Below are 13385 nucleotides of genomic sequence, written 5' to 3' on the forward strand. Positions count from 1 at the left end.
TTTTTCAGCGTGAAAGAAAACCTTTGCAGTCTAGGAAGGACGAGTACTGGAGCGGAGCGAATTTGACATTCGTGAGCACCAGCGCGCAGGACTGACACCGAATGCGAGGGTTTGTCTACACGCTGAGCCGATATGGAGACATATCGGCTTTTTGCTTTGCATAAAACCAATCATATTTTCACCGCCTTCTTCATACACCTGTATTGACATCTAATTTTATTTTGAAGGATTAGATGAAAGGAGGACACCGACTTGTCTCAAAACAATCGATTACAGTTTTCGGTAGAAGAGTCCATTTATTTCAAAAACGGACAGGAAGTCAGTGAGCTACTGTCAATTTCTCTCGATCCTGACATTCTCGTTCAAGAAGTGAATGATTATGTTTCCATTAGAGGTTCACTCGAGCTAACAGGAGAATACAACATAAATCAAGAGGAGCTAATGGGTGAATCCAGTTCCTATGCATCATACAGGCAGGCTGATGAGGTGAAGGTAAGAGAGGACGGAACGGCGGAGCTGCTGCATCAATTTCCGGTGGATATCACGATCCCCAAGAACAAAATTAGTCATTTAAATGATGTATTTGTGTTTATTGATGCATTTGATTACCAGCTGACAGAAAGCCGTTTGCTCACGATTCAGGCTGATTTGGCCATTGAAGGTCTGTTAGATGAAGGAACGCCTGAACCACTTGTAGAAGAGCCATATGAATTTGTCCATCGTGCTGAAGAGGAATATGGCGATGTCACCTATGAATATCAGGCGCAGCCTGAATATGAAGAGCATGAAATGCTGCCACGTGAAGAGCATGAAGAAAATGCAGAACAGCAGGCCGCTTTGCAACATGAAGTGCGAACTGAACAAGAAGAGGATGAAATAGACATCGAGACGGTGATGGTGGAAGAAACAGAAGAAGAGGAGGAAAATGAGGAAGAAGAAGCCGTGGCGCTTGGGTATCGTTCCTTCCCAGAAGCTCAAGTACAAGAGCCGCCATTCTTTGACCCGCCTAAGCTGTTAGAAGAAGAGGAGCGGGATGAGACGTTCTTTGAGGTGGAAGTGAGGAAAGACCCTGAAGCAGAGAGCAAGGAAGAAGAAGAGCCGCCAGCTTATCCAGCCTTTGAATCACCTGCTTATCAGATGGAACAGACGCATGAAGAACGGGATGACAGCTATCAGTTCGAACGATTATATGAACGTGAAGCACCAAAGGTGTATGAATCAGCTCAAGAAGCTGAGGAGTTTGAACATGACCAGAGAGAAGCGTCTGGCAGTGAGAATTCTCTTTATTTAACGAAGCTGTTCGCTAAGCAGGAGGAGGAAGATTTTTCTCGCATGAAAATATGTATAGTTCAGCAAGAAGATACGGTCGATCGTATTTGTGAGCGATATCAGTTGAATGTACAGCAGCTCCTTCGAACGAATTCATTGTCAGTGGATGCAGAGCTTGAAGAAGGGCAGATTCTTTATATTCCTGAATATCAAAAAAGCAATGCATAGTATGAGATGATGGACCGAGAAAATGTGGTGAGAGAACGTGGATGAAATCCAATCTGTCCTATACGAATACGGGCTTGAGGCTGAATATATCGAACCTGTCAGTCCAGCTGTCGTTAGAGTGTATACAAAGCAGGGCGTATTTGCACTAAAGCGGGTAAAGCCCCATCGACACATGCAGTTTACAGAGCAAATGCTTGAACTAGAATCAAAAGGCTATCGCTCGTTTGTGCCGATTTATCGCACGAAGAGCGGTTCCTTTTTCTCTAATCATCGAGAAAGCCAGTACACGTATTATCTCATGCCATGGCTGACCAATGAAAAGAGAGAAGAGCAAGACGATAAACATGAATATTTATTTCAAGAGATTGCAAGACTTCATAAACGAACAGAAGTCATGATGGACATTACTGAGCAGGAAATAGAGGCTCACTACACCCAAATGAAAAGCAAATGGGAAACAGAGAAAGACATGTATGAACGATTTATCGAGCGGGCAGAACAAACATGGTATATGTCGCCATTTGAGCTGGCTGCTGCTATGTATTTTTCAGAAGCGATGTCTGCAAGTGAATTTGCACTTGAACGTTTAGAGGATTGGCATGAGGAAATGAAAGACCAAGAGACGACACGTATTGTGTTAAACCATGGGCAATTGTCGATCCATCACTTTTTGTACAATGATGTAGGTACAGGACATTTCACCAATTTTGAGCGGTCCAAAAAGGCTGCCCCCATTTATGACCTTTTGACCTTTTACTATCGTACATTCAAAACCTACCCTACTCCTTGTCCTGAATGCACATCTTTGTTTTATACGTATCAAAAGGGAAATAAACTTCGTGAGGAAGAGATTCATTTGTTCTTGAGCTACCTCGCTTATCCGCAGAGTTTGTTTGATACGGTGAAAGCCTATGAAGCAGGCGGACAGGATGAGATGGAAAGTTGTCAGGAGCTGTTAAGGGCGTATTGGCAAATGAAAAATTCTGAGCCGACCGTCATGAAAATACATGAAATTGAGCAGGCTAGACGCCTTGAAGAAGAACAAAATGCCTCGTCATCAGAAGAGTGACGAGGTTGTTTGCTGTTGCGCTATGAAATGTCTAACGAGGGACCTATACATAAGAGTGAGCCTGCAGCTTTCAGCTCTCTTAAAACCAATCAAGGTGAAAGGCACAGGCAAGAAATATAAGAATTCCTAAGATGAGGACGTCAAATGTTGTGGGAAAAATGATCGTGCGAAAGCCTTGAAATATGGCAATCGGGAGAACGACTTGGGAGGCAACTGCCCGAATTTGTCTAAGCCATGGGGGGAGTGTGTAAGGATTGATCTTTTTCAAAATAAAACGCCCTCCTTCTTTATTTTGTTATTATCATATGGGCAAAGAGGCAAAGGGTGCCTGCCCAATTTGTATAAAGAAGAAGAAAAGCGGAAAAGATGATTGACGAAAACAAAAGGCATTTAGTAATATTAATAAAAGATGAGTATAAGCTGATGAACGTGATATATCGTAAGCGTGGATCAGGAAGAGTACGAGCAAGACCCTAAAGAGAGGGAAACCAATAGCTGAAAGGTTTTCTAGGATGCACTTGTTTGGAAGGTCGCCTGTGAGCTTAATTTCTTGAAACATGTAGTAGAGAAATTCGGGAGATCCCCGTTATCCTTTAGAGAGTACGGGACACGTCTAAGTGTTTCGTGAAAAAAGGTGGTACCGCGAAAAAGCTTTTTCGTCCTTTTATAAGGATGAGAAGGCTTTTTTTATGTTTCATCAGCCGAAAAAATGTGGAGGTAACACAAATGGAAACAAATAATCAAGAAATGCCAACAAAGTACGATCCAAATGCGATTGAAAAAGACCGCTATACGTACTGGCTTGAAGGGAAATTCTTCGAAGCACAAAATGACAAAACGAAAGATCCATATACAGTCGTCATTCCTCCACCAAACGTGACAGGAAAATTACACTTAGGGCATGCTTGGGATTCAACCCTTCAAGACATCGTGACTCGTATGAAACGGATGCAGGGCTATGATGTTTTATGGCTGCCAGGAATGGATCATGCGGGTATTGCAACACAAGCCAAGGTAGAGGCGAAGCTTCGCGAAGAAGGTGTGAGCCGCTATGATCTCGGACGTGAAAAATTTGTAGAAGAAACGTGGAAGTGGAAAGAAGAGTATGCCGATTTTATTCGTAGCCAGTGGGCGAAAATGGGGCTAGGTCTAGACTATTCGCGTGAGCGTTTCACATTAGATGAAGGCTTGAATAAAGCGGTCCGTCAAGTGTTTGTTCAATTGTATGAAAAAGGATTGATCTATCGCGGAGAATACATCATTAACTGGGACCCAGCAACAAAAACGGCCCTTTCTGATATTGAAGTCATCTACAAGGATGTGCAAGGTGCGTTTTATCACTTGAGATATCCGCTTGCAGATGGATCCGGTTCGATTGAAATTGCGACAACAAGACCTGAAACGATGCTGGGAGATACGGCAGTCGCTGTACATCCTGAAGATGAACGCTATCAGCATTTGATTGGGAAAACAGTTGTTTTACCAATTACAGGCCGAGAGATTCCAATCGTCGGGGATGACTATGTCGATATGGAATTTGGATCAGGAGCTGTAAAAATAACGCCGGCTCATGACCCGAATGACTTCGAGCTTGGAAACCGTCATAACCTAGAGCGCATTCTTGTGATGAATGAAGATGGCACAATGAATGGAAACGCACTTCATTACAAAGGAATGGACCGCTTCGAATGTCGTAAACAGCTTGTGAAAGATCTTCAAGAAGAAGGCATTTTGTTCAAAATTGAGGACCACATGCATTCAGTTGGTCATAGTGAACGTAGTGGCGCTGTAGTGGAGCCATATTTATCAACACAATGGTTTGTGAAAATGCAGCCGCTCGCAGATGAAGCCATCAATCTGCAAAAAGGTGATGAGCAAGTTCAATTTGTTCCAGACCGATTTGAAAAGACGTATTTACACTGGATGGAAAATATCCGTGACTGGTGTATTTCTCGTCAGCTATGGTGGGGCCACCGCATCCCGGCTTGGTATCATAAAGAAACGAAGGAAGTATACGTGGGACTTGATGCGCCAGAAGATATTGAAAACTGGGAGCAAGATAACGATGTACTTGATACATGGTTTAGTTCAGCGCTTTGGCCTTTCTCTACAATGGGCTGGCCAGATGCAGAAAGTGAAGACTTCAAGCGCTACTACCCAACCAATCTGCTTGTAACAGGCTATGACATCATCTTCTTCTGGGTATCTCGTATGATCTTCCAAGGTCTTGAATTCACAGGAGAAAAACCATTTAAAGACGTCCTCATTCACGGTCTTATTCGCGATGAACAAGGGCGTAAAATGAGTAAGTCACTTGGCAACGGAATTGATCCAATGGAGGTCATCGACAAATACGGTGCGGATTCACTGAGATATTTCTTAGCGACTGGAAGCTCTCCAGGTCAAGATTTACGTTTTAGCTTTGAAAAGGTTGAATCCACTTGGAACTTTGCGAACAAAATTTGGAACGCATCCCGTTTTGCTCTCATGAATATGGATGGTTTAACGTATGATGAGCTTGATTTGACAGGAGAAAAATCAGTTGCTGATCAATGGATTTTAACACGCTTAAATGAAACAATTGAAAGTGTCACACAGCTTGCTGACAAGTATGAATTCGGTGAAGTGGGCAGACATTTATACAACTTCATTTGGGATGATTTCTGTGATTGGTATATTGAGATGGCGAAGCTTCCGCTTTACGGAGAAGATGAAGCAGCGAAGAAAACGACTCGTTCGATCCTTGCGTATGTATTAGATCAAACGATGAGACTTCTTCATCCATTTATGCCGTTCTTAACAGAAGAAATCTGGCAACATCTACCTCATGAAGGTGAGTCCATTACTGTAGCGGCATGGCCTGAAGTGAAGCCGGAGCTTTCAAATGAACAGGCTTCTGCTGACATGAAGCTGCTTGTTGAACTGATTCGTTCTGTTCGTAACATTCGCAGTGAAGTCAACACACCAATGAGCAAACAAGTGGAGCTATATATCAAAGCATCCACATCTGATGTACAGGAACGTTTAGAGAAGAACCGTTCATATATTGAACGCTTTACGAATCCAAGTGTGCTTGAAATTGGCACGGATGTTCCTGCTAGTGATAAAGCGATGACAGCAGTTATTTCTGGAGCAGAACTCATTCTGCCGCTTGAAGGCTTAATAAACTTAGACGAAGAAATTGCCCGTCTGCAAAAAGAGCTTGATAAACTGACAAAAGAAGTGGAACGAGTTCAGAAAAAGCTTGGCAATGAAGGCTTTATGAAAAAAGCGCCTGAAAGTGTCGTAGAAGAAGAGCGTGCGAAAGAACGTGATTATGTCGCAAAACGCGAAGCTGTTCAAAAGCGTATTGAAGAGCTGAAAGCATAATGTTGAAAAGACGGCTCCTAACGGAATGGAGTCGTCTTTTTTGAAAATTCCGTATGAAATGAGAGATGACATTGTTTACAACCTATCATGAAGCCATTGAATGGATTCATAGCAGACTCGCTTTCGGTGTCAAACCGGGACTTGAACGAATGAAATGGCTGATGGACAGACTAGACCATCCTGAACAAAAAATAAAAGCGGTGCATGTGGCTGGAACAAATGGAAAAGGATCAACGATTGCATTTACGCGATCCATTTTACAGTCAGCGGGCTATTCAGTTGGAACCTTCACCTCGCCATTTATTTTAACGTTCAATGAACGAATTAGTGTTAATGGGGAGCCGATTTTGGACGAAGAATGGCTGAGTTTGGTGAACGACATCAAGCCTTTAGTTGATGAATTAGATGATACAGAGCTTGGTGCAGCAACAGAGTTTGAGATTATTACAGCATGTGCGTTTGCTTATTTTGCCCATGTGCACCAAGTAGACTTTGTCCTCTTGGAAACAGGGCTTGGCGGAAGACTTGATTCTACAAATGTGGCAGCGCCCATCTTAACAGCAATTACGTCGATTGGTCACGATCATATGGCCATTTTAGGCGACACACTTGAACAAATTGCAGCTGAAAAAGCGGGCATTATCAAAGAGGGTATTCCAATGATCACGGCAGTTCACCAGCCTGAAGCTCTTGCTGTCATTCAAAACACAGCCAAAGAAAAGAATGTTGAATGTATTTCATTACATGATACTTGTAGCTTTGATGAGCAGCAGCCGACAGAAACAGGTGAACGTTTCACGTTACGCACATCAAAAAGGCAGTATCCTCAGCTTGAAACAGGATTAATTGGAACGCATCAAAGGCAAAATGCTTCCCTTGCTGTTTTACTCATTGAATGGCTGGAGCAAGAAGGCTATATTAGCGTGACAAAAGAGCAAATATATGAGGGCATTCGGCAGGCAGTTTGGGCTGGGAGATTTGAAAAAGTCAAAGATCTTCCTCCAGTGTATTTAGACGGCGCTCATAATGAAGAAGGGATCGACCGTTTAACTGAAACTGTACAAGCTCATTTTTCTAATAAACAGGTGCATGTATGTTTTAGTGCTTTAAAAGATAAGACGTACAAGCAAATGATTCAAAAGCTTGAATCTGTCAGTTCTTCTATCCATTTTGTTTCATTTGATTTTCCAAGAGCCGAATCAGCTGAAAAGCTTTATGTATGCAGTCAGTTAGACGCAAAGTCGTATGATGATGACCCTCGTACAGTGCTTGAGTTCATTCAGAAAAAAAGTGATGATCCTTCAGCGGTGATTCTTGTGACTGGCTCTCTTTATTTTATTTCAGATATAAGAAATCGTATTTTAAGATAATCAAAAGACGCAATTGCTTTTATGCAATGTGCGTCTTTTTCTTTTGAAATGTAAAGAGCAAGTTTACTAGGTACTCAAGGCATCATGAGCTATTTCCCCATGTCACTCAAGCATTGTCCTCATGATGAAAAGCCGCGAGAACGATTTTTGAAATATGGTCCAAATAGTTTGTCTGTTGCGATCCTTTTTAGGAAAGGCACAAAAAAGGAATCAGTTCTCCAAATTTCCGCAAGACTTCTGCAAACATTTGGCGGTCTTCGTTCTGTGAAGTCAGCTTCTATTGAAGAACTTTCAAAGATTCGAGATATGCTATTCATCTACTTTAGATAAATGGCTAGATAATGCTTTTTATTTTTGGGGATATATGAACAATTATAGTTATTTCTTTTGTTTACTAAATTTGGACTTAAATCATGTATTATAGTTACCAATGTTCGTTTTACAGTTTCTATCGCTTCTTGATCGTAATTGTATAGAATGTGTTTTCTTCGCAATTTTAAGTATAAAATCACTCTTAGTAGGTATTGTAGTTCATTATAGGCTAAAGAGACAATGGGTATCAATATTGTAGATGAGGAGTGAGCGAGCATATTATATTTTGTGAACAGTACCTTCTTTTTCCTTATAGTGTTTTTATAGATATTTTTCATCAGATACTATATATGCATATTTCATGTTTTTGAGACAATACCTCTTTATGGAAAGTTTTGATTTGATCAATCAAAAAAGAAATTTTTAGAAAAGAATATGTAATTTTATGGCGTAAAAGTAATAAAAATGTTAATATGTTGATGAGAATATTGATATGTGTTTAAAAAATACATGTTTTTATTAGATTTTATAATATATCCTATAAAAGCATTGAAATATTTTCAATGCCTATTTCTAAGATGATGCTTCTTTATGTATTTGGATTTTTACCAAGAAATGAAAGGCAAAGAAAGTTATTAGGGCAAATGTTTAATAAGATTTATTATTTGATCAGTCTGAGTGTTACATTAAATTCTTTTACTATAAGGTTTACAGACAGTATTCAAATCTTGAATAAAGCAGGAGATATGTAAGTAATTTTCATATTTACCAATATGAGGTTGACTCTGGCTATAAGTTAGCACTCGAAAATTCTAGAATGATGGAAAAGTTAAAGTAGTTTAACGTGAAAAAAGCTATTCTTTTTACTGAAATTCCATTAGTGGAGGTTAAATTGAGGAAGGAGTTAATTTATTTATGATTTCATAGGCAGAATATGCATATTGATCATCATCTGTGTACAGAAAATGGAGAAGAGGGTTTTCTAATAATATTGGGGGTGTATTTTTAGAGCTATCATGTATTCATTATTGATGATAAGTATAAAGAAATCACCAGTATCATAAATTAAATAATGATAGGATAGGCAGAGTTTAAATATCTTTTTAAAGATATATTTCAAAATTAATAGTTTAGATGATAGGAGCTGTTTTTAGTGTCTGCTAGTACAAATAGTAAGAAATTTCCTTTATCTGAAGGTCAAAAATCATTTTTTTTCCATTATCAATCTAATCCTAAAAGTTCGTTATATAATGAGCGCTTTGCATTCTTTATTAATTCCCCGGTAAATATAGAGATTTTAAAAGCAACTCTGAAAAAAATTATTCAACGACACGAATCTTTTAGAACTGTATTCACTACGGAAGAGAAAGAGTTTGTGCAAATAATTCAAGAAGGGGCTGATTTGGACTTTTTTCATTTAGAAGCAGAAAAATGGACGGAAGATGAAATAAAATATTACGTATCAAAGGAATCACATAAGCCTTTCAATTTAGAAGAGGGCCCTGTTGTAAAGTTTAGGCTAATTTCAATTGATGATAATAAGTTTATTTTTCTTTTAATGTTTCATCATATTGTCTTTGATGGATGGACCTTCTCTATATTACTAGATGAAATAGGAAGAATATATGATGGATTATTAAATAATAAGAGTTTTGATCTCCCATTAATTCAAAGTGATTATTCGGAATTTGTTTCTTGGCAAAATGAGATCATAGAGAAACACTCAAAAGCAACAAAAGAATTTTGGAATGATAAATTGTCTGGTAGCCTGCCAATTTTAGATATGAATCCTGATTACATGCGGCCTTCATTACCAACAAATAATGGAGGATTATTTGGATTTAAATTCAATAAATTTATAAGTGAAAAAATTTTTGAATTCTCAAAAAAAGAAAATGCCTCTTTGAATTCTGTTCTCTTTTCGCTTTACTCTGCATTCTTGTCTCGCTATTATTCACAAGAAGATTTAATAATAGGTACACCTATATATGGAAGGAGTAATAATAAATTCCATATGACAACAGGATATTTTGTAAATATGTTACCCCTCAGATTAAATATATCAAGTGATACAAATTTTAATCAAATTGTAAAAAAAACTCAAGAAGAACTAAATGCATGTAGAAAACATCAAGATTACCCATTTTCTTTGTTGGCGGAGGAAATATTAAAAGAAAAAGATGGTGCTTCAATATTTCAAGCAGCTTTTGTAATGCAAAAGGCTTGGAAACAGAATGAAGCTATATTTTTAGGGAATTCTACTAATGAAATTGATTTATACAACTTAAAACTTAGACCTTTTAATTTAGAGAAAAAAAATTCGAAATTTGATTTAACTCTATTTGTAGAGGTAGATACTAATCATATTATTAATGCTAATTTTGAATATAACGGAGATATCTTTAAAAAGTCTACTATAAAGAATATAACAACAAATTTTCAAAGTTTTGTATTAAATATTTTGGAAAATAATGAAGAGAAATTATCTTCTATTGATGTAATAAATTTAGAAAATAAATTTGAACTACTATCCAGTTTGAATCAAACGAATGTTGAATACCCTCAGGATTTATTAATTCAGGATCTATTTGAGTCTCAAGTTCAGGAAAATCCAGATGCCATCGCGGTAGTATATGAAGACGAAGAGTGGAGCTATAAAGAGGTTCAGGAACAAGCTAACCAATTAGCTCATTATCTTCAAAAACGAGGAGTAGGTCCAGAATCCCTAGTGGGATTATGTGTGGAACGTTCTCCGAAAATGATTGTTGGATTACTAGGGATTCTCAAAGCTGGAGGCGCTTATGTCCCACTAGATCCAGCATATCCGGAGAAACGTCTTCAATACATTCTTGAAGATGCAGGTATTCAAATATTGGTGACAGAATCGCATCTTACAGAGTGGGTATCATCGGATGTTGAGAGGATTTGTTTAGATGAAAATTCTCATGAAATCAGAAATGAGCCTATCACTACACCTGTTCATGGAGTAACACCAGAAAACTTAGCGTATGTTATCTATACATCAGGTTCTACTGGAAAACCAAAAGGGGTAATGGTTGAACATCGTTCATTATTGAACTTAATCTTTTGGCATCAAAAAAAATATCATGTGACTAACAAAGATCGAGCAACTCAAATTGCTGGAACAGCATTTGATGCATCGGTATGGGAGATATGGCCGTATCTAAGTGTGGGAGCAAGTTTATATTTACCAAATAACCAAATTCGTACAGATGTGAAGGCTTTAAAAGAATGGTTTATTAAACAACAAATTACTATTAGTTTTTTACCAACTCCGCTAACCGAAAGAATCTTAAAACTTTCTTGGCCACAAAGTGTCGCCTTGAAAGCTTTGTTAACAGGTGGAGATCAATTAAGGGTGTTTCCTTCAGAGAATCTTCCATTTGAGGTTTTTAATCACTATGGACCAACTGAGAATACTGTGGTAGCTACAGCTAGTGAAGCTTTAAAAGATGATGATATAAGCGGAAATCGCCCTGCAATAGGAAAACCAGTGTCTAATACACAGGTTTATGTATTAGATAAAAATTCCCAACTGATTTCTAAAGGGGGAGTGGGAGAACTTTATGTAGGAGGATCTGGCTTAGCACGTGGTTATTTAAATCGACCTAAGTTAACAGCTGAACGCTTTATACCGCATCCTTTTAGTGATGAACCAGGAGCTCGTTTATATCGTACAGGGGATCTAGTACGTTATCTTCCAGATGGTAATTTAGAGTTTGTAGGCCGAGCAGATGATCAAGTGAAAATTCGAGGTTTTCGGATTGAATTAGGAGAGGTAGAGGCAACCTTAAATGCCCTCCCTTCTATTCAAGAAGCTGTAGTAATTGTTCGAGAAGATGAGCCAGGTGAAAAACGTCTAGTAGCTTATGTAGTAGGTGAGGGAACTACAAAAGAATGGCGAAAGGCTCTAAAAGACAAGTTACCAGGTTATATGGTACCGGCTCATTTTATCAAAATGGAAGCTTTACCTATAACACCAAATGGAAAGATAGACCGTAAGGTCTTACCAACTCCAATTAATGATATACAGGAAAAAGTGTTACAAGAAGGCCAAACTCCTTCCGAAGAGTTGGTGGTGACGGTTTGGGAACAAATATTGGGAATAAGAGGTATTAAACGAGATGATTCCTTCTTCGATTTAGGGGGGCATTCATTATTAGCAACACAAGTTATATCTCGTTTGCAAGAAGTGTTTGGAATGTCCATCCCATTAAAGGAACTATTTGAGCATTCTACAGTGGAAGAACTAGCCAAACGTTTAGAGGATCTTCGTGGAAGAAGTATCTCTAGTGAGATTCCATCGTTAATTCGAGTAGAGAGAGGATCTGTTGTACCGTTATCCTATGCTCAACAGCGTTTATGGTTTTTTGATCGCTTAGTACCTAATAGTTCATTGTATAATATTCCGGCTGTCTGGCGTTTACAGGGAGAGTGGTCTCCGCGTGCGTTAGAAAATAGTTTAAATACTTTAATCAGTCGTCACGAGATTTTACGTACCACTATCACAGAAAAAGATGGAGAAGCTTTTCAAAATATTGCTTCTTCTCATTTAAGAACGTTGTCGAGAACAGATTTGGTACATCTTTCGAAAGAAGAGAAAGAGCAGACGATGCAAGAATTGGTTCAAAGAGAAGCTGAGACACCGTTTGATTTAGAGACAAGTCCTCTATTGAGAGTCCAACTAATTAAAATGCAAGAAAACGAATGGGTTTTAGCCTGTATCATGCATCATATTATTTCAGACGGATGGTCCATGAATGTATTTTTAAGAGAGTGGATGATGTTATATGAAGGAGAAGTAAAAGGTCAACCTGAAAGGTTACCGGATCTTCCTATTCAATATGCAGATTATGCGGAATGGCAGCGGAAGTGGCTTGATAATGAAGTGTTAGATAAACAGTTAAGTTATTGGAAGGAAGAGTTAAAAGGAGACCTGCCGGTCCTCCAATTGCCAACAGATCGGCCACGTCCATCTGTTCAAACTTATGCAGGAGCAATGTATCAATTTATACTACCAACTGGAGTGGTAGAACAAATTGAGGCCGTAAGCCGCCAAGAGGGAACGACAGTGTTTATGACCTTACTCGCTGCATATCAAGGTTTCCTATCTCGTTATACTGGTCAGGATGATATATTAGTTGGAAGTCCTATTGCTAATCGACATTATAAAGAGACCGAAGGGCTAATTGGCTTCTTTGCCAATACGTTGGTATATCGAACTCAATTTGATGAAACTTCTACATTCCGAGATGTTTTACGGACAGTAAGAACTAAAGCATTGAAAGCTTATGAACACCAAGATGTACCATTTGAAAAAATAGTAGAAGAAGTACAGCCGGAACGAAGTACTAGTCATTCACCACTTTTCCAAACTATGTTTACGATGCAAAATGCTTTTGAAACTTTTGATATCCGGATGTCTAATCGACATATTGAAAATATAAATATTCATACATCTGTATCGAAATTTGATTTAACAGTAACAGTTGAAAAACAGAAAGAAGGCCTTTTAACGGCTTTTGAGTATAATACAGATTTATTTGATAAGTCTACAGTTGAACGGATGGCTAATCACTTTAAATATTGGTTAACTGAAATTACACGTTTACCAGAGGAGCCATTAAGCAACCTTTCACTCCTTTCCAAAGAGGAACAAGATGAGATAGTTATAGAATGGAATCAAACAGATGCAGATTATCCGAAAGATAAGGTTATTCAAGATTTATTTGATGCTCAAGTTCAAG

At 38.5% G+C, this 13385-nt stretch carries 6 protein-coding genes, 1 pseudogene and 1 other annotated feature; of the genes and pseudogenes, 6 read left to right on the plus strand and 1 reads right to left on the minus strand.

Features of this window, described 5'->3' with window-relative positions:
• Positions 1 to 252: 252 nt before the first annotated feature.
• Both N521_RS10740 and ysxE read left to right on the plus strand, forming a co-directional pair.
• Entirely contained in the window at positions 253 to 1497 is a 1245-nt protein-coding gene (locus tag N521_RS10740; RefSeq protein ID WP_035391223.1) for a LysM peptidoglycan-binding domain-containing protein, read from the plus strand.
• Positions 1498 to 1534: 37 nt separating this feature from the next.
• On the plus strand, positions 1535 to 2566 hold the full coding sequence (gene ysxE, locus N521_RS10745) for a spore coat protein YsxE (RefSeq protein ID WP_035391224.1): 1032 nt from the start codon (positions 1535 to 1537) through the stop codon (positions 2564 to 2566).
• 79 nt (positions 2567 to 2645) lie between these two features.
• Here ysxE and N521_RS10750 read toward each other — a convergent pair whose 3' ends face one another.
• Positions 2646 to 2834 (minus strand): hypothetical protein, encoded by a 189-nt coding sequence (locus N521_RS10750; protein WP_003216497.1) that lies wholly within the window; start codon positions 2832 to 2834, stop codon positions 2646 to 2648.
• Positions 2835 to 3003: 169 nt separating this feature from the next.
• Positions 3004 to 3233 (plus strand) — a binding site (T-box leader).
• A gap of 59 nt (positions 3234 to 3292) precedes the next feature.
• Between N521_RS10750 and N521_RS10755 the strand changes: the two genes are divergently transcribed.
• The 4 genes and pseudogenes from N521_RS10755 to N521_RS10770 all read left to right on the plus strand — a co-directional run.
• Complete coding sequence (locus N521_RS10755) at positions 3293 to 5935, plus strand: valine--tRNA ligase (protein WP_035391226.1); 2643 nt, start codon at positions 3293 to 3295, stop codon at positions 5933 to 5935.
• A 71-nt stretch (positions 5936 to 6006) separates the two neighbouring features.
• Positions 6007 to 7305 (plus strand): bifunctional folylpolyglutamate synthase/dihydrofolate synthase, encoded by a 1299-nt coding sequence (locus tag N521_RS10760; RefSeq protein ID WP_285891539.1) that lies wholly within the window; start codon positions 6007 to 6009, stop codon positions 7303 to 7305.
• A 99-nt stretch (positions 7306 to 7404) separates the two neighbouring features.
• Positions 7405 to 7605: pseudogene (locus N521_RS10765) on the plus strand (UPF0758 domain-containing protein); the annotation flags it as partial.
• A gap of 1165 nt (positions 7606 to 8770) precedes the next feature.
• Positions 8771 to 13385: non-ribosomal peptide synthetase (locus N521_RS10770; RefSeq protein ID WP_035391232.1), on the plus strand; the 4615-nt coding region annotated here is incomplete at its 3' end.

It is taken from the genome of Bacillus sp. UNC125MFCrub1.1, from assembly GCF_000701305.1.
Taxonomy (GTDB): domain Bacteria; phylum Bacillota; class Bacilli; order Bacillales; family Bacillaceae; genus Bacillus; species Bacillus altitudinis.